The organism is Brucella pseudogrignonensis, assembly GCF_002252525.1.
GTDB classification, from domain to species: Bacteria; Pseudomonadota; Alphaproteobacteria; order Rhizobiales; family Rhizobiaceae; genus Brucella; species Brucella pseudogrignonensis.
Genome location: NZ_NNRM01000045.1, coordinates 78,172 through 97,397 on the forward strand (window position 1 = coordinate 78,172; position 19,226 = coordinate 97,397).

Here is a 19,226-nt window from a genome sequence, read left to right on the forward strand (position 1 = left end):
GTTCCGCCAAAGTGTTGTGCAATTCGTTCATAGCGCTCGACTTCGGCGCGATAGGCGCATGGCGCTCGCGCAAGGCGTTAAGCTCGTCAATGATGGAACGTGAACCGGATGCCTGGTGGTTGTTTGCCATGTGAAATCACTTTTCCAAAAATAGAAACAGCCGAGAGCCGAATTCACCAATGAGTCGAAGCCATATTTGCTGAGGCTATATTCTTACAAACGTGGTAAACAAGTTATTAAAATCTATCATCGATTGCATAAAAACAGCCTCCTTTGGGGAGGCTGCGATTGTTTTAAGTTTCAGAAAAATAGGGATTATTCGGCGACAAGTACTGTGCGTGGACGCAAGGTAAGTGCAAGCGCGAGAAACAGCAGGCAGGCAACCGTGACGAAGACCGGGAGGCCGTGTGTCAAATATTGCTGCGCGATGCCTGCAAAGAGCGGGCCGATCAGTGCGCCGACGCCCCACATGAGGCCCATGCTGGCATAAATGCCCACAAGCTGCGCGCCTTTGAACTGACTGCCGACAACGCTCAGCATGATTGTGTAAATGCCGACAAATGCGCCACCCCACACAAACAGCAACGTGTAGGTGAGCCATGGCAGGGTGAGGGCCCATGGCCAGATCGCGGCTCCCGCAGCAGACAAGCCTGCAAGGATGATGAGAAGTGTCTGGCGGCTCATGCGGTCGCCCAGAAAGCCGATTGGAATCTGCAGTACAATCGCACCGAACATCATCACCGACATAAGCTGTGTCGCCTGATTTTCACTCCAGCCAAGATCGACGGCATAAAGCGGCAGGAACGACAGGCCTGCAGATTCAATCGCTGCATTGAGTACGGTTGCTGCAAGCGCGACAGGTGCAAGTGCCAGATAATGCAGCGGGCTTCCGTGCGGTTTGTCGGTGATCGGCGGCGCACTAACCTTTGGGTTGGCGATTAAGAGCGCTGCAAGAAGGGCAAGGACTGAACCAACGAGATAAGGCAGGAAGCCGCTTGAGCCGACAATCGAGAGAATGAGCGGTCCAAGCGCAAAGCCAAGCGACAATGCCGCTGTATAGATGCCCATGGTCTTCGAGCGGTTCTCATCGGTGCTCAGCGAGTTGAGCCAGGTTTCAGAAACCACGAACAGGGTTTCAGATGCGGCGCCTAACAGAATACGCAGCGGAAACCACAGCCAGATCAACGGAACTGCGGGAAATAGGCCCAGCAGGACTGCAGCCGCAGCAAGTGCGACAATCACCAGCGACCGCATTCCAAGCCACGCGCTCAGTCGCGGCAAAAGGAATGCCATGCAAAGCACGCCGACGGCGTGCATGGCCGCGTTGGCGCCAATGATTGCTTCGCTGAAGCCCATCTCATCAAGATCAAGAGCGATAAGTGCAGCGCTTAGGCTGTAGGTCAGGCCGAAGATCATCGCAGTGCTGGTGACTGCAGTGCGCGAGAGCATAACGTTGGAAGGAGCGTGTTCTGTGGTCACTGTGATGATCCGGACGAGCTTGATACTGAAAATACTTAGATATCAAGAAGAGTGGGAACTCAACTACTTAGGAAAAATCTTTCAGCATCATCATGAATATTGTTGAATCAATCGTTCTTGGGCTAAAGCTCATATCTGTCGCCAGAGGAGATGAATGTGAGCCAGCTAACCTATAACACTGTAGCCCGCTGCCCATCGGTGGAGGAATATTTGCATCTTCGTGCGGTGGCGGGCCTTAGCCCCTTCACGAAAGCCGCCGCTGCCAAAGGGCTCGAAGGCACGGTCTATTCTGTACTTGTTTTGCACGATGGCTCTGCAATCGGAATGGGTCGGTTGATCGGGGATGGCGGTTGCTTTTTTCAGGTGGTGGATATTGCCGTTGAGCCGCAACATCAGGGGCGAGGCTTGGGCAAAGCCATCATGAGCGCCATCATGAACTATGTTAATACCGAACTTCCGTCTTCTGCCTATGTAAGCCTGATTGCTGATGTGCCAGCGAATAAGCTTTATGAGCAATTCGGCTTTAATGAAACTGCGCCACGATCCCTTGGAATGGCTTATCGCGTGAAGTCAGGGGCGTAATCGTCACTTTGCCGATCAGGGGCGCGGTCCGACAACAACATGATTGTTTGATCCTTTTCAATCGTTTATGCCTCACTTATTCGGAGGATCTTATGAAATCTTTATTCACGTCTGCATTTGTATCGGTTTTGGTTCTCGCATCCAGCTCGGCCTATGCTTTGGATGCTCAGAAAGATTGCTCCACGTTGAAGCAGGTCATCAAAGAATCGAAGATAAACTTCAAGAATGTTACAGCTGATGCAGCTCCCCAGGATGTGGATGTTTATCCATCAAAGCTCACATTAACCGGCAGCAATTCTTGCCGTGTTGTTCTGCGCACGAGCGTATCTTCGGTCAGCTGGTCGTGCGTTGTTGAAGATACGACCGTGAAAGCGGTTGCAGCTTTCGTTTCGAAATGCGTGGGCAAGCCTGAAACCCCTGATGCGGCGTATCAGAGGTCTGGCGCTAAAATCTTCCGTTTAAAGCCGCAGGTTCCCGCCGAGATCATTGTTTCGGAACTGGATCGCGGGAATATTGCCCTGCAAGTCAAAGCGCTGCAGAAGAAATAGCATCGGCCGGCCGTGCGAACAGGCGCTCAGGTCTATCGTGTTCAAAGTTGCATTGATGCTTGCCGCGACGTCGCAAGGAATCCGTCGACAAAATCGATGGTTTCGTCACCGCTTCTTAGACCGAGATGAATGCTTTTCTGAATTCCCGTTTTGCCGATCCTGACGGGGTGAACGCCGAGTGTCTTTGCTTCTTGGCGCACCAGCCAGTTTGGAATGGCGCTGACGCCGCGGCCTGCCGCAACAAGTTGCAGCATCATTTCCGTAGTCTCGACATTTCGATGGTGCCGTGGGCGGCAATTGGCAGGCACCAGAAATTGCGTAAAGACATCAAGCCTTTCTGGTGGTACGGGATAAGTGAATAGGGTTTCCTCCAGCAAATTGGCAGGCTCTGCATTGTCCAGAAGCGATAAAGGATGACCGTCAGGAACGGCAAGCACGAGCTCGTAGTCGAACACTGGCACATAACGGATGCCGGAGGTCTCAATCGGATCTGGCGTAATCAGAATGTCGATTTCGTATCCCGTCAATGCTGCAACGCCGCCGGATGCAAATGATGTCGTTAGTTCCAGATCAACATCCGGCCATTCCACCAGGAAAGGCTTTGTTACACCCATCAGCCATTGATGGCAGGGATGACATTCCATCCCAATCCTGAGGGAGCCTCGCTGCCCGTAGCGATAATCTGATAAGACATCCTCCGCCCTTTCGATCTGTGGCAGAATGCGGTGTGCAAGTGTCACAATATAGCGTCCAGCCTCGGTGAGACGAAGATTGCGGCCATTCTTCTCCCACATGGCCACGCCATAGCGTTCTTCTAGCTTACGGATGGTGTGACTAAGCGCCGACTGTGTAACGTTCAGCTTTTCCGCCGCCGCCGTCAGGCTTCCCATGCGATCAACTTCGCGCAGGATTGACAGATGTTGTCTGTCCAGCATGATTATTTCCGCCTTCACTCATCTGTACTTGTCACCAGTACAGCCATCAAATTTCAGCTGGGCGGTGAAATGGCGCAGAAACGACGGCACGGAATACCGGTCGCGAAAGCGGCACTCCGGGACACCCCGCCCGTGAACGTTATCTGACGTGGCAGGTCTCCTGGCTCACGGGTAATCGCTCTCGTCCGTCTTCCCGGGGTAGACCCAGTGACAAAATTGGACGTTTGCTAACCGCTTACAGTTGCGGGGGCAGCTCCGGCGTTTGACCGAATTCCCTCTTAGCTACGGATTTAAATCCGCAGAACCACGACAGTGAACCAATGTCCTATGCCAACTGTCCGGTCAAGCCTTTCGGCCCATGGCTCATAACAATTGCGTCAAGCATTCATATTCGGGTGCGGTGTTCTGTCAAAGTCGGCCTAATCCGCCAACTTATGAACGTGGCTCATGCTTGTATGAAATGAAATCAATTTTAATCGTTCAACGCCTTCGGCATAAGAGGTTTAACGCTCTTATCCGAAGTCCGTATCAATACAGACTTTGCAGAAGGCCTGAGTAGAAATAGAAACTAAAGAAAGCAAAGACATCAAAGTGAATTTAAATCATAGATTGGGATGTCATGTCGCGATGAATAGAGATTTTACATTCAACATTAAGAGTATTTGCTTTGATGAGGATTACCATCCCTCAGAAAATACTCGTATCACGACCAACTTTGCTAATTTGGCGAGAGGTAACAATCGCCAAGAAAACCTGCGCAATGCACTCAGGATGATTGACAATCGTTTCAACGCTCTGGCGCATTGGGATAACCCGGAAGGCCATCGGTATTCGGTCGAACTGGAAATCATTTCGGTTGAAATGAATATTGGTGCTGAAAGCAAGAACGATGCTTTCCCGGTGATTGAAATATTGAAAACCAATATCATGGATCGCAAGTCCGACGAGCGCATTGAGGGCATTGTCGGGAATAACTTCTCGTCCTACGTGCGAGATTACGACTTCAGCGTATTATTGCCAAAGCATAATAAGAATCGGCTTGAATTCAGCACGCCTGACAACTTCGGCGAATTGCATGGAAACCTCTTTAAATGTTTCCTAAATTCAAATGCTTATAAAGAGAACTTCAGTAAGCCGCCTGTAATATGTCTGAGTGCTTCAAGCAGCAAGACCTATCGTCGAACTGAAAATCAACACCCCGTATTAGGGGTTGAATACGAGCAGAACGAGTTCTCTTCGACTGATCAATACTTCAAAAAAATGGGATTGGAGGTTCGATTTTTCATGCCTCCGAATAGTGTTGCGCCTTTGGCTTTCTATTTTATCGGCGATTTGCTTGCCGATTATACCAATCTTGAGCTGATCGGAACCATCAGTACGATGGAGACTTTCCAGAAGATCTATCGGCCCGAGATTTACAACGCCAACTCTGCGGCGGGCGCCTGCTATCAACCGGATTTGAAGCATCAGGACTATTCGCTGACACGAATTGTCTACGACCGCGAAGAGCGTAGCCGGTTGGCTGTCGAACAGGGCAAGTTTGCGGACGAGCACTTCATCAAACCATACAAGACCCTTCTTGAGGAATGGTTTGCCAATAGCGTTCATTGACGAACCAAAACACAAGGTTGCCTAGAATGAAACCACTGTTGCCCACCTCAACGGCTGGCAGCTTGCCAAAACCAATCTGGCTTGCACAACCCGAGAAACTTTGGTCACCCTGGAAATTGCAGGATGAGGAATTAGCTGCTGGCAAACAGGACGCTCTGCGTTTGTCGCTGGACGACCAACAACAGGCAGGCATTGATATTGTCAGCGACGGCGAGCAGACGCGCCAACATTTTGTCACGACCTTCATTGAGCATCTCAGCGGTGTCGACTTCGAGAAGCGCGAGACCGTCCGAATTCGCAATCGCTATGACGCAAGTGTGCCGACAGTTGTCGGCGCCATCTCACGTCCAAAACCTGTTTTTGTCGAAGATGCCAAATTCTTGCGTCAGCAGACGAAGCAGCCCATCAAATGGGCTTTGCCGGGTCCCATGACCATGATTGATACGCTCTATGATGCTCATTATAAAAGCCGCGAAAAGCTGGCCTGGGAATTTGCCAAAGTCCTCAATGAAGAAGCCAAGGAGTTGGAGGCTGCTGGTGTCGATATCATCCAGTTCGACGAGCCGGCATTCAATGTTTTCTTCGATGAGGTAAACGACTGGGGCGTTGCAACGCTGGAAAAAGCAATGGAGGGACTTCAGTGTGAAACTGCTGTCCATATTTGCTATGGCTACGGTATCAAGGCCAACACCGACTGGAAGCAAACTCTCGGATCAGAATGGAGGCAATATGAAGAAACCTTCCCAAAACTGCAGAAATCCAGTGTCGATCTGATCTCTCTCGAATGCCATAATTCGCATGTTCCAATCGACTTGATCGAACTCATTCGAGGTAAAAAGGTTATGGTAGGGGCCATTGATGTGGCCAATAACGCGATCGAGACCCCTGAGGAAGTTGCCAATACTCTGCGGAAAGCACTGCAATTCGTGGATGCCGACAAGCTCTATCCCTGCACGAACTGTGGAATGGCGCCTTTGTCTCGTCGGGTGGCAACGGGCAAGCTGAAGGCTTTAACTGCGGGTGCTGAAATTATCAGAAGAGAGCTTTCGGCTTAGTTGTGGCTGGGCAGCAGGAGGCCGACATGAATATGGTGGAACGCCGGTTCCACATTGTAGATAAAGCCACGTTTCGTAATGGCATGTCACGGCTGGGTTCGGCGGTAAGTGTCACCAGCACAAAGTTCGGCGGGAAGCGTTACGGCTTTACCGCCTCCGCTGTCTGCAGTGTCAGCGACACTCCAGCGACACTGCTTGTCTGCCTTAATCGGGAGAGCTCGTGTTTTCATGCCTTTGAGAACGCGCGCTATTTCTGCGTCAACACATTGATGCCCGGCCAGGAGGATATCTCGAACCACTTCGGTGGTAAGACGTCGGTGGAGGACCGGTTCGCCTATGGGGAATGGGTGGAGGGACTCACTGGAGTTCCGGTCCTTGCCAGTGCTTCGGTCAGCTTTGAGTGCGAATTAACAAATGCCGTCGATGAGGCCACACACCGCATCCTTTTTGGGCGCGTAATCGATATTCGTGAGAATGAAAAACAAGCAGCGCTGCTCTATTGTATGCGTCGCTACCTCAGTGTTTAGGCAATCAACCGACCTTCACTCCAGAACGGTTAAAGGGCAGATCGTTTACAAACAGGTGTCGCGACATTGAGATCAGTTGGCCAGCAGCGCTTGCATCGCTAACCGCTGCCCGCTTCAATTAAGATACTGCCGAAACAAATTCCGACGCGCGATCAGCTTGGGAATAACATTCCCGCAAGCACGGAAACCAGTTCAGACCATCTGGCAGCAATATCGAGCCTCGTTCAGTATGCCAGACTCCGTTATCCTCGATTGCGCATTGCTCCTTGATCATCGGCGGGTGAACAAGTTTCCTATTTTAAGAATCCTTGCAAATTTTGACGAAATGGCCTGCAGAAGAGGACGCTTCTGGCCCATGATTAGATTCACAATTTGGCAGAACCATCACAACGAATGGTCCACCAAAGCGCAAGATTAACCCGATAGACGTCTATAATTCACCGAAAATCGGCAGCGCACAAACAAGTGTAATTTTTGACGTTTACGGAAACGTCAAAGTGCGCTAGTTTCGGCTCGGAATTGGAGTCTCGTCATCAATTTCAGAGCGGCGAGAGCTTCAAAAGTAGCAAAACTGGCTGGTTTTTTGAATTTTTAACCCCATTTTTGTTGCGAAGGGCATGATGTCACGCATTTGAGCATTTGCTGTGACAATCATTCTGAAAGCATATCTTCCTTGGAGGGGAAGCCCGTCCGGGGATCGCGATATGCGAGAGAATAAAACTAAAGCGCGCCGCGCTTTAGATGCAGGTGGGAGCCTGTTCCGCTTCATGCGGAGCCGAGCGGGTAATTGATTTGGAGGATTTCGATGCCGAGCTATCGCGCGCCAGTTGAGGATACAAATTTCGTTCTCAATGACGTTCTGAATTATCAGCGTTATAACAATCTGCCGGGTTTTGCCGATGCATCACCCGATGTCGTCGAGGCGATCTTGTCCGAAGGCGCGAAGCTTGCCGAAGGCACGCTGTTTCCGGTCAACCATACCGGCGATCAGGAAGGCTGCGCCCGTGCATCTGATGGTTCGGTGAAAACGCCAAAGGGTTTCAAAGCAGCTTATGACCAGTATCGCGAAGGCGGTTGGCTTGGTCTGGCGGTGCCTGAGCAATATGGCGGGCAGGGGCTTCCTTATCTGCTGCATACAGCGGTTGGCGAATATATGTCGTCTGCCAATATGGCGCTCACCATGTATCCGGGCCTGACGCAGGGCGCGATTGCAGCGATCCTTACCCATGGAACGGATGAGCAGAAAGACACCTATCTGCCAAAGATGGTGGAAGGCACATGGACTGGCACCATGAACCTGACCGAGCCGCATTGCGGCACGGATTTGGGTCTGCTGCGTTCAACGGCGACACCACAGGAAGATGGTTCCTACAAGATTTCCGGCCAGAAGATTTTCATCTCGGCTGGCGAACATGACATGTCGGAAAACATCATCCATCTGGTGCTGGCTCGTATCGACGGCGCACCGGAAGGTGTGAAAGGCATTTCGCTGTTCATCGTGCCAAAGTTCATTCTGGATGCTGATGGCAATCCGGGAGAGCGCAATGGCGTGTCGTGTGGTTCCATCGAAGAGAAGATGGGCATCCACGGCAATGCAACCTGCGTGATGAACTATGACGATGCGACCGGCTTCCTGATTGGCGAGGCACACAAAGGCCTGCGCGCCATGTTCACCATGATGAATGAAGCGCGTCTCGGTGTAGCTTTGCAGGGGCTTTCGATTGCCGAAACTGCTTATCAGAACGCCGCGATCTATGCGCGTGAGCGTATTCAGGGCCGTGCGCTTTCAGGTGCGGCAGCACCTGACAAGAAGGCCGATCCTATCATTGTGCATCCGGATATCCGCCGCAACCTTATGAATATCCGCGCCTTCAATGAAGCCGGTCGTGCGCTTATCCTCTGGACTGCGCTCAATTCCGATATTGCCCATCGCTCTGGCGATGAAGCAGAGCGTCAGGCGGCTGACGATCTGGTTGGCCTGCTGACGCCGGTGCTAAAAGGCGTTCTGACCGACAAGGGCTTTGAACATGCTGTCATGGCGCAGCAGGTGTTCGGCGGTCACGGCTATATCGAAGAACATGGCATGAGCCAATATGTGCGCGATGCGCGTATTGCCATGATCTATGAAGGTGCCAACGGCATTCAGGCGCTTGATCTGGTTGGCCGCAAGCTGGCGCTGAATGGTGGTCGTGCGATCACTGCTTTCTTCAAAGAAGTGGGCGAGTTCTGCGAAACCAACCGCGAAAATGAAAAGCTCTCATTCTTCACTAAGCATCTGAAGAAGGGCGTCAACGATCTTCAAGCTGCAACCATGTGGCTGATGCAGAACGCGATGGCAAAGCCCGACAATGCTGGTGCGGCATCGAATGATTACATGCATCTCTTTGGTCTGGTGGCGCTTGGTTACATGTGGGCGCGCATGGCGAAGGTTGCCGAAGAAAAGCTGGCATCGGGCGAAGGCAATAAGGCCTATCTTGAAGCAAAGCTTGTCACAGCGCGCTACTACTTCGAGCGGATCATGCCGGAAAGTGTGGCCCATCTCGCGCGCATCCAGTCGGGTGCGGATAGCATGATGGCGCTTAACGCAGACGCATTTTGAGTTAGAGATCAGGCTAAGTTTTCGAACTTAGCGGGAAGGAGAAAAAATGGCTGAGGCTTATATTTACGATCACGTCCGCACACCGCGCGGACGTGGCAAGAAAGACGGTAGCCTGCATGAAGTGCCTGCCGTTCGTCTGGGCGCGAAGGTTCTGGAATCCTTGCGCGACCGCAACGGCATCGACACGGCGAAGGTCGATGACATTATTTTCGGCTGCGTTGATCCTGTCGGCGAAGCAGGAGCTGTCATCCCGCGCTCATCGGCTTTTGAAGCGGGTTACGACTTCAAGGCGCCGGGAATGCAGATTTCGCGCTTCTGCGCATCTGGTCTTGATGCCATCAATCTCGCTGCTGCCAAGGTTGCGTTCGGTGCCGACGATCTGGTGATTGCTGGTGGCGTTGAAAGCATGTCCCGCGTCGGCATGGGCATGTCGGGCGGTGCCTGGTACATGGACCCATCTGTTGGCTTTCCGGGCTTTTTCATGCCGCAGGGCGTCTCCGCCGATCTGATTGCCACGAAATACGGCTTCTCGCGCGATGACGTTGATGCTTATGCAGTCGAAAGCCAGAAGCGCGCCGCCAAGTCGTGGGAAAAGGGTTATTTCAAGAATTCGGTCATTCCGATCAAGGATCAGAACGGCCTCACCATTCTTGACCATGACGAGCATATGCGTCCCGGCACTGATATGCAGGCGCTTGGCCAGCTCAACCCATCCTTCGTGATGCCCGGCGAAATGGGCGGCTTCAATGCTGTTGGCATTCAGGCGCATCCAGAAGTCGAAACCATCAATCACGTTCACCACGCCGGTAATTCGTCTGGTATCGTTGATGGTGCAGCAGGCGTTCTCGTTGGCTCGAAGAAGGCTGGCAAAGCCTTTGATATCAAGCCGCGCGCGCGTATCCGTGCTTTTGCCAATATCGGTTCTGAACCAGCCCTTATGCTGACTGGCCCGGTTGATGTAACGGAAAAGTTGCTCAAACAGGCCAAGATGAAGCTTTCGGACATTGATCTGTTCGAGTTGAACGAAGCCTTCGCTGCCGTGGTTCTGCGTTACATGCAGGCTTTTGACATTCCGCACGACAAGATCAACGTCAATGGCGGCGCGATTGCGCTTGGCCACCCGCTGGGTGCAACCGGTGCCATGATCCTCGGCACGGTGCTGGATGAATTGGAACGCCGCGACCTCAACACCGCACTGGTCACTTTGTGCATCGGTGCCGGCATGGGTACGGCCACGATCATCGAGCGCGTGTAAGGGGAGGAGGCGAATAATGGCTTATGTAAATTTCAAAGTTGAAACCGACACAGATGGCATCGCTCTCGTCACATGGGACATGCCTGAAAAGTCGATGAATGTTTTCACCGTCGATGCGATGCAGGAACTGAATGCCATCATCGACGCGACGACCGCTGACGAAAAGGTCAAGGGCGTGGTTATCACGTCCGGCAAAGACACGTTCTCCGGTGGCGCAGACCTGACCATGCTCGAAGGCATGTTCAAGGAATTCCAGAAGCAAAAGGCAAAGGACAAGCAGGCTGCTGTCCAGTCATTGTTCGACAATGTAGGTCGTATGGGCGGACTGTTCCGCAAGCTGGAAACCTCGGGCAAGCCATGGGTTTCGGCCATTAATGGCACCTGCATGGGCGGCGCGTTTGAAATGTCGCTCGCTTGCCATGCTCGCGTAGCATCCGATGCACCGGGCGTGAAGATGGGTCTGCCGGAAGTGAAAGTCGGTCTGTTTCCGGGTGCTGGCGGCACGCAGCGCGTTCCGCGCCTTGCCAACCAGCAGGACGCTTTGCAGATGATGACGACCGGCTCAAGCCTGACGGCGCAGCGCGCCAAGGCGATGGGTCTTGTCACTGAAGTAGCACCTGCCAAAAAGCTCGTTGAAACCGCCAAGAAGCTTATCAAGGGTGGTCTCAAGCCGGTTCAGCCATGGGATGAAAAAGGCTTCAAGCTGCCGGGCGGCGCGATCTATTCTGCTGCTGGTGCAAATCTCTGGCCTGCTGCAACCGCTATTCTGCGTCGCGAAACCTCCGGCAATTATCCGGCGGCGCTCGCTATCCTGAAATCGGTTTATGAAGGCCTTCTGGTTCCATTCGATACCGGCCTTAAGATCGAACAGCGCTATTTCACTGAAATCCTTCAGACGACCGAAGCGGGCATGATGATCCGTTCGCTCTTTGTGTCGCTGCAGGAATTGAACAAGGGCGCACGTCGCCCGGTTGAAGAAAAGCCAACCAAGTTCAAGAAGATCGGTGTGATTGGCGCTGGCTTCATGGGGGCAGGCATTGCCTATGTGACGGCCAAGGCTGGCATTCCGGTGGTGTTGATCGATCGCGATCAGGAATCTGCCGATAAGGGCAAGGCGCATACGGCTGATCTTATCATCAAGGAAATGCAGAAGGGCCGTGCCACGGAAGCCGACAAGGAAACACTTCTGTCGCTCATCACCGCAACGCCTGACTATGCGCTGCTTGAAGGTGCCGATCTGGTGATCGAAGCCGTGTTTGAGGACCGCGAAGTCAAGCGTGTGGCGACCGAAAAGGCTGAGGAAGTGCTGAAAACTTCTGCGGTCTTTGCGTCCAATACCTCGACCTTGCCAATCACTGGCCTTGCGAAAGTCTCCAAACGTCCAAAGAACTTCATCGGCATCCACTTCTTCTCGCCAGTCGATAAGATGATGCTGGTGGAAGTGATCCTGGGCAAGAAGACGTCCGACAAGGCATTGGCAGTAGCCCTTGATTATGTTCGTGCGATCAAGAAGACGCCGATTGTCGTTAACGACACGCGTGGTTTCTACGTCAATCGTTGCGTGCTGCGCTATATGTCGGAAGCCTACAACATGCTTGTTGAAGGTGTCCCGGCTGCGATGATCGAAAATGCCGCCCGTATGGCCGGTATGCCGGTTGGCCCGCTTGCGCTCAACGACGAAACGGCAATCGATCTCTCGCAAAAAATCCTCAAGGCCACACTTGCCGATCTTGGCGAAAAGGCCGTTGATCCGCGTCATGTGGAGCTGGTGGACAAGCTCGTCAATGAGTTTGACCGTAAGGGCCGCAAGAACGGCAAGGGCTTCTACGAATATCCAGCCAAGCCTGCCAAGAAGCATCTCTGGGCCGGTCTGAAAGACCTCTATCCGCAGCAGAACCCGGATAAAATTGACGTGAAGGAGCTGAAAGAGCGCTTCCTCGTGACGATCGCTCTGGAAGCTGCACGCGTGATGGAAGAGGGTATCGTTACCGACCCGCGTGAAGCCGATGTCGGCTCCATTCTGGCCTTTGGTTTTGCACCTTATACTGGCGGTACGCTTTCTTATATCGATGGCATGGGAGCGAAGAAATTCGTCAAGCTTGCCAAGGAGTTGCAGCGCCAATACGGCCAACAGTTCAAGGTACCGAAGCTGCTCCTTGATATGGCAGAGAATGGCGAAAGCTTTTATCAGCGATTCAACCCATATAAGGGCGAGGCCAAGAAAGCAGCGTGATCTGCTATTTCCATTAGCTATTAAAAATACGCGCGGCATTCCGATGTCGCGCGTTTTTATTTATGAATAAGAAAATTTTCCCTGTAAAATAGCACATCTTGCGTAAAATCAGGTTTTCAGCTAGGTTTGGCACAATATAGGATGGATGATTAGGTTTAAAATCCTCTTTGGCGGGTTATAGCAATGTTTTCTCATGATAGCGTATGGGCTGCGATCGATGCCTTGGCAGAACGCAATTCTTTAAGTGCGTCCGGTCTTGCGCGCCGTGCAGGGCTTGATCCGACCACTTTCAATAAATCCAAGCGGTATGCCTCTGATGGACGCGCACGTTGGCCATCGACGGAATCGCTGGCTAAAGTCATGGAAGCGACGGGCGCAACATTCGATGAGTTGACCCGGCTCATTCGTGGCGAAGCCTCGACGCCTAATTATGGTGACTATTTGCAGGAGCCGAGCGCTATTCCTCTGCTTGGCATGGCAGAAGCAGGCGGGGGGGGCTATTTTGATGATGCTGGTTTCCCTGCAGGCCAGGGCTGGGATGTCGTGCAGTTTCCAGCCGCACCCACCGATAATGTTTATGCGCTGGAAGTTTCTGGCGACTCCATGTTGCCGCTTTATCGTGATGGCGATACGCTGGTTGTAGCACCCAATGCACCGGTTCGCCGCGGCGACCGCGTGGTTGTTCGTACCAAAGACGGAGAGGTTATGGCTAAAATCCTGCATCGCCAGACACCGCGTACGATTGAACTTCACTCGTTCAATCCAGAATTTCCAAACCGTTCCTTTGAGACCAAGGATGTCGAGTGGATCGCCCGTATTCTATGGGCGAGTCAGTAATGGCAAAACAGCAGACAAAGAGCCATGCACGCATTGTTTTTGGTGTTTTCGCAGGCATAACCGGGGCCATTCTTGTGGCCGCATTTGTCGCGCCGTTTTATGGCGCGCTTGACCGCCCGATCACTGTTGTCGAAAGTGGCGACGGTCAAAGCAAACCGGAAGCGGGTTCGGGCAATGGAATTGTCGTCGAGCAGTTCGATTATAACGAGCCTGATAAGGACACAGGAGCAGATAATCCTGCGGCGCCAGAGACACCGGTTCCAGAAGCTGCGCCAAACACTAATGAGCAGAACTCTGCCAGTCAGAGTGGTCAAAGCGGATCGCAGCAGGATGGACTGGAGCGCGAGCCTGCGCGCCCACCTCTGAGTGATCTGGGGCTGGCCTCAACGCCAAAACCACCAGAGCCGCCAGCACCTGCCGCATCTGTAGACGAGGGCGAGCCGATGCAGCTTTTGCAGCGTCCTGTTGCAATTGCCGCGGGTAAGCTCGAGAGCCAGGGCAGGACTGTTGATCTGCAGGGTATAGAACCCATGCCAATTGAACAAACCTGTCAGTCGTCCTCTGGTGAAAGCTGGCTTTGTGGCATGCAGGCGCGCACGGCGTTTCGGCAATGGTTGCGGGCGCGTGCAGTCATGTGTCGTTTGCCACAAAATGACAGTGGTGCTGCTGTTTCAACGCAGTGCAGTGTTGGCAATGAAGATCCCGCACAGTGGTTGGTTGCCAATGGTTGGGCGAAAGCTGTCGCGGGCGGTGCCTATCAGGAAGCAGGGCAAAAAGCCGAAGACAATCGTTTGGGTATCTTCGGGAACAAGCCTGATGCATCCCTTCAAAGTCTGGAGCCTGATAATGGTGGGGCGTTGGAGAATCCTTCTCCGCTCGCACCACAGACGGAACCAGTGCCGACTTCGCCGTCACCACAGCAAGGCGAGTTTCCTCCGGCGCCCACAGTACCCGCTCCAGCAAACTGAGTTATAGCTTTGCCAGCAGAAGTGCGAAGCGCCTCCGCAAGGAAATCAGTTCGCCGGACTGATTTCTTCTCTTGCTGCTTCTGAAGCCTGCGATCTGCTTATGTCCCGACCACGGCTTTCTGTTCCTGTCTCAAAGGCTTCCTGAGTGGGATCGTGATCACAGCGAGACATGAGATAACAAGTACCACGCCAAACCAACCCATCAGCGGCAAACGCTCGCCTACAATGATTATGGCCAGTATCGCAGCGACTACCGGTTCGATCAGTGTGATAGTTGTCGCCATGCTGGCCGGAATACGCGCAAGACCGATCCCAAAGCAGACGTAGCCAAGAAACATTGGCACAATAGCCATATAGATGCCGACTGCTGCATTGTTCCATGACGCCAGAAATGGACCGCCGGCCACTATCAAAACCGGCATAAGTAATAATCCGCCGAGCCCGAATGTAGCGCCCATGGCAACAGAGGACCGAACGCCATTGAGCATCATGCGGCGCGCTGTCCATGAATAAAGCGCATATGTGAGGCCACCAAGAAGTCCCAGACAAATGCCTGTAATAACGGAGCTATTTGTTTCTATAGCTGCATGGTCTGCACCTTCTGCGACCGTAATCAAGACGATCCCGATCAGTCCAATCAAAGCGCCCACGAGCCATTGACGCGAAAGGCGTGAGCCGTCGAACAGATATTCGATGAGAGCGGAAAGCAGTGGTGCCGAGCCGATGGTGACGACCGTTCCGATTGTGACACCAGCCATCCGCATGGATGCGTAAAAAGCCAGTGGGTAAATGGCAACCGCAAGCCCACCTAAAACAAGAAGCGCCCATTGCTTATTCAGAAGGGACAAGCTGCGCACAATCCCGCGCCCGGCGAGTAGAGCTTGTAACAAGCCTCCGATCCCCATGGCTGCGGCACCGATTGCAACTGCACTGACTTCGGGCGCGAAAGTGGCAGCAGTGCCAGTCGTTCCCCATACAACGGATGAGAAGAGAACGGCAGACACACCAATTGTGTAATCACGGGATGAATTGCTCACAATGCCTCCAGCATATCAGAGACGATTGCACGGGCATCTTGAACGCAGCCGCTATTACCTTCGAGACCTGCCCTTGAGATTGATCCCTCAAGCAGAAAAGACATATGTCTTGCGAGTGCAGCAGCATGATCGGGGGCGTCGGGCAGAAGCTCTGTCAAATGCGTGACGAGTAGCGCCTCAACCTCTCTTTTGTGATGTTTGACTGCCTGCCGCCCAATATCGTCTGCGGCTAGTTCTGCCGCAGCATTGAGCAGGCCGCAGCCGCGAAAGCCGCGTTCATATTCATGCTCGGCATGGTCCTGATAGGCGTCAAAAACGGCAAGAACTCTGCCTTTGGCCGTCGCCGCATGTTCCAATCGTGCATGATAAAGGCCTAACCATTCGGCATGTCGTGCTTCGAGATACTGGTTTACCAGATCAGCTTTCGAGGCGAAGTTGTTGTAAAGGCTCTTCTTTGCAACGCCCGCTCTTTCAACAATAGCGTCAATACCGGTGCCACCGACACCGTTATTATAAAAAAGAACAGCAGCGGCTTTGAGCAGCTTGTCGCGCGCACTCTCCGATGGAGCTTTTTCGATACTCATAGTCCTGCCTCGTCAGTAGTTAGGTCGTACTACCTACTAACGAGGATTGAGTCAACGGAGCTGATTTTGACCAAGGGCAAACGCGTCGAGCGCCATCCGCATTTCATTCGTTGAGAGCGGGCCGCCATGGCCTTCCGTTTCGATAACGCACAGCCGACTTGCAGGCCATGTTTGATGGAGCTTCCATGCGGTTATCACAGGGCTGCTGAAGTCCCTGCGTCCGCAAATCAGAAACGCTGGAATATGTGCGATCCGGCCCATATTCGCCAGAATTTCAGCGCCATTGCGAAGGAAGCCGTCATTGGCCCAGTAATGCGTAACAAGCGTTGCGAAGGCCAGGCCTTGCAGATCACAGAAACGGCTTTCGATTGGTGTCCAATTGGGATCAAGCGAGATATGCGTCGATTCCCAGGCATTCCAATTCTGCGCGGCCTGCAAGCGTTCTTCCAGACTGCCATTGGCAAGCCGTCTCGCATAGGCCTCAACAACCCGCTCACCCGCGCACCTTGAAGAGGCTTTCTCGAACTGTTCCCATTCTTCCGGAAAAAGGCATCCAACGCCTTCGGTGATCCAGTTCACTTCCTCACGGCTCGTGGTCGTGACGGCAACGAGTGCCAATTCAGTCACCCGGTCGGGATGCGCTTGTGCGTAGGCGAGCGCAAGCGTAGCACCCCATGATGAACCTGCGATCAGCCAGGCATTGACGCGAAGATGATTTCTGACTGTTTCAATATCTTCAATCAGCGTCTGGGTCGTATTGAGATGAAGCTGGTCGAGATCATCAATCACCAGCGGACGACTGCGCCCGCAACCGCGCTGGTCAATGCCGATGATAAGGTATTTTTCGGGATTAAAGCGCTGCCGATAGCTGCCCGTGCGCAAGCCGCTTCCCGGCCCGCCATGAAGATAAAGCGCTGGCTTTCCTTCCGGATTGCCCGATGCCTCCCAATAGATTTCATTGCCGTTTGATACAGCCAGCAGGCCTTTGGCGAAGGGGTCGCATTGGGGGTAGATCATTTCTGCTCCGGCTAGAGCGGCTCGCATTTAATCGTAGTCATTGCGCTTGCTCTATCTCTATATTTTTGCGCATGTCGTTTCCGGAAAACCGGTTCCCACTTTTCCGCGACATGCTTAAAGACCGGGCATAAAAAAGCCTCACCCGGTACGATTCCGGGTGAGGCTTCGCATAAAAATATCAAGCGCTTATGACAAGGTGCCAGCAAGAGCCTTCTGAATGAGTGCGCGGGTTTCATCGATGCCATAAAGAGCAACGAATGAACCAAAGCGTGGGCCGCGTTCCTGACCGATCAGCACTTCATAGAGCATCTGGAAGAAGGAAACCGATACGCCCGGACCACCTTCAGGGCTCTTCTTGGTGTGATCCTGATAACGCTCGATTGCACGGGCAACGTCCAGAATGGCGTTCTGGATGTCGGTGCCATCAGTACCGGCAGGCAGCGTTGCAAGCTTGGCATCAAGGCCTTCCAGTGCTGCGCGTTCGACATCATCCGGCGTGCGGAACTGCTTGGTTGGCTTGACGAAATCATTGAAGTAGCGGATCGCATAGCCAACGAGTGCGTCGAGTTCCGGATTGTTTTCCGGTGTAACACCCGGCACATGGCGCGAGATGAAGCCCCAGAGAACGCTTGGGTTTTCTGCATTCGATGCGCTCACCAGATTGAGCATCAGCGCGAATGTAACCGGCAGTTCAACCTTTGGCGGATTGCCGTAATGGATGTGCCAGACCGGATTGTTCAGTCGGTCTTTCCACTCCTGACGGTTATAAGCCGAGAGATAGGTGAAATATTCGTCCACGGCCTTCGGGATCACGTCGAAATAGAGCTTCTTCGCGGTCTTTGGCTTCTGGAAGTTATAGAGTGCAAGGCTTTCAGTTGGCGCATAGGCCAGCCATTCGTCAATCGCGATGCCGTTGCCCTTCGACTTCGAAATCTTCTGGCCGATCTGGTCGAGGAAGAGTTCGTAAACAAAATGCTCCGGCGCGCGACCGCCCAGAATTTCGCAGATGCGGTCATAAATGCCCGCATTGGTCTGGTGATCTTTGCCGAACATTTCAAAATCGACGCCGAGCGCTGCCCAGCGCATACCGAAATCCGGCTTCCATTGCAGCTTCACATTGCCGCCGGTGACAGGCAGCGTGGTTTCAACGCCATCTTCATCGTCAAAGGTAATGGTGCCAGCCTTGGCATCCACGCTTTTCATCGGCACGTAAAGCACGCGGCCAGACTTTGGCGAGATCGGCAGGAACGGGCTGTAGGTCGCCTGACGCTCTTCGCCGAGTGTAGGCAGCATCACCTTCATGATGTCGTCGTAGCGCTCGACAGCTTTCAACAGCACGGCATCGAACTTGCCAGACTTGTAGTACTCGGTCGCGCTCGCAAATTCGTAATCAAAGCCGAAAGTATCGAGGAATCGGCAGAGCATTGCGTTATTATGTTCGGCAAAGCTCTTGTATTCGCCGCCAAACGGGTTTGGCACGGCTGAAAGCGGCAGTTGCAGATATGGCTCAAGGGCTGACTTATCCGGAACATTGTCCGGGATCTTGCGCATCCCGTCGAGATCGTCCGAGAAGCAGATCAGGCGCGTCTTGACCTTGTCTTCCGTCAGAATGCGGAAAGCGTGCCGCACCATCGAAGTGCGTGCGACCTCGCCGAACGTACCGATATGCGGCAGGCCCGATGGTCCATAGCCGGTTTCAAAGATCACGGTTTCAGGGAACCCGGTCTTCTCATAGCGCTTGAGGATTTTCTTTGCCTCTTCAAAAGGCCACGATTTCGCTTCCGCAGCCGCCGCGGTCAGTTCCGGGGTCAGCGTAATTTCGGGAAGACGGTGCGAAGTCATGATTTTATCCTGATGTCCTGTGAAGGGCTTTATTTGTTGAAATCTTTTACACTGAAACGTGTCATTGCTCTATGGCGCGGTGGAACTCACACGTCAATCTTTGCCGCGGCAATTCCG

At 53.0% G+C, this 19,226-nt stretch carries 16 protein-coding genes and 1 riboswitch; of the genes, 10 read left to right on the top strand and 6 right to left on the bottom strand.

The features are described from left to right. Positions 1-315 precede the first annotated feature (315 nt). Complete coding sequence (locus CEV34_RS21465; protein ID WP_007879767.1) at positions 316-1,449, bottom strand: MFS transporter; 1,134 nt, start codon at positions 1,447-1,449, stop codon at positions 316-318. A 180-nt stretch (positions 1,450-1,629) separates the two neighbouring features. Here CEV34_RS21465 and CEV34_RS21470 point away from each other — a divergent pair, with 180 nt between their 5' ends. Together CEV34_RS21470 and CEV34_RS27480 are read left to right on the top strand one after the other, a co-directional pair. Further along, entirely contained in the window at positions 1,630-2,061 is a 432-nt protein-coding gene (locus tag CEV34_RS21470) for a GNAT family N-acetyltransferase (protein WP_039860906.1), read from the top strand. Between the two features lie 185 nt (positions 2,062-2,246). Then, on the top strand, positions 2,247-2,609 hold the full coding sequence (locus CEV34_RS27480) for a hypothetical protein (protein ID WP_235819149.1): 363 nt from the start codon (positions 2,247-2,249) through the stop codon (positions 2,607-2,609). Positions 2,610-2,650: 41 nt separating this feature from the next. Here the strand turns inward: CEV34_RS27480 and CEV34_RS21485 are convergent, their stop codons facing one another. Further along, on the bottom strand, positions 2,651-3,544 hold the full coding sequence (locus CEV34_RS21485) for a LysR substrate-binding domain-containing protein (protein WP_007879763.1): 894 nt from the start codon (positions 3,542-3,544) through the stop codon (positions 2,651-2,653). A 133-nt stretch (positions 3,545-3,677) separates the two neighbouring features. Then, positions 3,678-3,868, bottom strand: a riboswitch (cobalamin riboswitch). Positions 3,869-4,171: 303 nt separating this feature from the next. Between CEV34_RS21485 and CEV34_RS21490 the strand changes: the two genes are divergently transcribed. From CEV34_RS21490 to CEV34_RS21525, 8 genes are all read left to right on the top strand, one after another. Then, positions 4,172-5,155, top strand: a complete 984-nt coding sequence (locus CEV34_RS21490) for a DUF1852 domain-containing protein (RefSeq protein ID WP_007879761.1) — start codon at positions 4,172-4,174, stop codon at positions 5,153-5,155. A gap of 26 nt (positions 5,156-5,181) precedes the next feature. After that, positions 5,182-6,210 carry a methionine synthase gene (locus tag CEV34_RS21495; RefSeq protein WP_007879759.1) on the top strand — a complete coding sequence of 343 codons (1,029 nt, stop codon included), beginning with the start codon at positions 5,182-5,184 and terminating at the stop codon, positions 6,208-6,210. A gap of 26 nt (positions 6,211-6,236) precedes the next feature. Continuing rightward, positions 6,237-6,737 (top strand): flavin reductase, encoded by a 501-nt coding sequence (locus tag CEV34_RS21500; RefSeq protein WP_051064002.1) that lies wholly within the window; start codon positions 6,237-6,239, stop codon positions 6,735-6,737. 805 nt (positions 6,738-7,542) lie between these two features. After that, positions 7,543-9,336 carry an acyl-CoA dehydrogenase C-terminal domain-containing protein gene (locus CEV34_RS21505; RefSeq protein ID WP_007879757.1) on the top strand — a complete coding sequence of 598 codons (1,794 nt, stop codon included), beginning with the start codon at positions 7,543-7,545 and terminating at the stop codon, positions 9,334-9,336. 46 nt (positions 9,337-9,382) lie between these two features. Continuing rightward, positions 9,383-10,591, top strand: coding sequence for an acetyl-CoA C-acetyltransferase (locus CEV34_RS21510; RefSeq protein WP_007879756.1), 1,209 nt, complete (start codon positions 9,383-9,385; stop codon positions 10,589-10,591). Positions 10,592-10,607: 16 nt separating this feature from the next. Continuing rightward, entirely contained in the window at positions 10,608-12,824 is a 2,217-nt protein-coding gene (locus CEV34_RS21515; protein ID WP_007879755.1) for a 3-hydroxyacyl-CoA dehydrogenase NAD-binding domain-containing protein, read from the top strand. Between the two features lie 183 nt (positions 12,825-13,007). Beyond that, entirely contained in the window at positions 13,008-13,661 is a 654-nt protein-coding gene (locus tag CEV34_RS21520) for a S24 family peptidase (RefSeq protein ID WP_064321904.1), read from the top strand. Beyond that, positions 13,661-14,629 (top strand): thermonuclease family protein, encoded by a 969-nt coding sequence (locus CEV34_RS21525; RefSeq protein WP_007879751.1) that lies wholly within the window; start codon positions 13,661-13,663, stop codon positions 14,627-14,629. The genes CEV34_RS21520 and CEV34_RS21525 overlap by 1 nt, the downstream gene beginning before the upstream one ends. 98 nt (positions 14,630-14,727) lie before the next feature. Here the strand turns inward: CEV34_RS21525 and CEV34_RS21530 are convergent, their stop codons facing one another. The 4 genes from CEV34_RS21530 to CEV34_RS21545 form a co-directional block, all read right to left on the bottom strand. Beyond that, entirely contained in the window at positions 14,728-15,666 is a 939-nt protein-coding gene (locus CEV34_RS21530; RefSeq protein ID WP_007879749.1) for a DMT family transporter, read from the bottom strand. Beyond that, complete coding sequence (locus CEV34_RS21535) at positions 15,663-16,250, bottom strand: TetR/AcrR family transcriptional regulator (protein ID WP_007879747.1); 588 nt, start codon at positions 16,248-16,250, stop codon at positions 15,663-15,665. The genes CEV34_RS21530 and CEV34_RS21535 overlap by 4 nt, the downstream gene beginning before the upstream one ends. Positions 16,251-16,301: 51 nt before the next feature. Further along, positions 16,302-17,267, bottom strand: coding sequence for a prolyl aminopeptidase (pip, locus tag CEV34_RS21540; RefSeq protein WP_007879745.1), 966 nt, complete (start codon positions 17,265-17,267; stop codon positions 16,302-16,304). A 186-nt stretch (positions 17,268-17,453) separates the two neighbouring features. After that, positions 17,454-19,109 (bottom strand): lysine--tRNA ligase, encoded by a 1,656-nt coding sequence (locus CEV34_RS21545; protein WP_094544474.1) that lies wholly within the window; start codon positions 19,107-19,109, stop codon positions 17,454-17,456. Between the last annotated feature and the right edge of the window lie 117 nt (positions 19,110-19,226).

What these genes read in the sequence shown, in the direction of transcription:
- CEV34_RS21465 (WP_007879767.1), bottom strand. Translation starts at nt 1,449, where the DNA reads ATGCTCTCGCGCACTGCAGTCACCAGCACTGCGATGATCTTCGGCCTG.
- CEV34_RS21510 (WP_007879756.1), top strand. Translation starts at nt 9,383, where the DNA reads ATGGCTGAGGCTTATATTTACGATCACGTCCGCACACCGCGCGGACGT.
- CEV34_RS21470 (WP_039860906.1), top strand. Translation starts at nt 1,630, where the DNA reads ATGAATGTGAGCCAGCTAACCTATAACACTGTAGCCCGCTGCCCATCG.
- CEV34_RS21515 (WP_007879755.1), top strand. Translation starts at nt 10,608, where the DNA reads ATGGCTTATGTAAATTTCAAAGTTGAAACCGACACAGATGGCATCGCT.
- CEV34_RS21505 (WP_007879757.1), top strand. Translation starts at nt 7,543, where the DNA reads ATGCCGAGCTATCGCGCGCCAGTTGAGGATACAAATTTCGTTCTCAAT.
- CEV34_RS21485 (WP_007879763.1), bottom strand. Translation starts at nt 3,544, where the DNA reads ATGCTGGACAGACAACATCTGTCAATCCTGCGCGAAGTTGATCGCATG.
- CEV34_RS21520 (WP_064321904.1), top strand. Translation starts at nt 13,008, where the DNA reads ATGTTTTCTCATGATAGCGTATGGGCTGCGATCGATGCCTTGGCAGAA.
- CEV34_RS21545 (WP_094544474.1), bottom strand. Translation starts at nt 19,109, where the DNA reads ATGACTTCGCACCGTCTTCCCGAAATTACGCTGACCCCGGAACTGACC.
- pip (WP_007879745.1), bottom strand. Translation starts at nt 17,267, where the DNA reads ATGATCTACCCCCAATGCGACCCCTTCGCCAAAGGCCTGCTGGCTGTA.
- CEV34_RS21495 (WP_007879759.1), top strand. Translation starts at nt 5,182, where the DNA reads ATGAAACCACTGTTGCCCACCTCAACGGCTGGCAGCTTGCCAAAACCA.
- CEV34_RS21490 (WP_007879761.1), top strand. Translation starts at nt 4,172, where the DNA reads ATGAATAGAGATTTTACATTCAACATTAAGAGTATTTGCTTTGATGAG.
- CEV34_RS21500 (WP_051064002.1), top strand. Translation starts at nt 6,237, where the DNA reads ATGAATATGGTGGAACGCCGGTTCCACATTGTAGATAAAGCCACGTTT.
- CEV34_RS21535 (WP_007879747.1), bottom strand. Translation starts at nt 16,250, where the DNA reads ATGAGTATCGAAAAAGCTCCATCGGAGAGTGCGCGCGACAAGCTGCTC.
- CEV34_RS21525 (WP_007879751.1), top strand. Translation starts at nt 13,661, where the DNA reads ATGGCAAAACAGCAGACAAAGAGCCATGCACGCATTGTTTTTGGTGTT.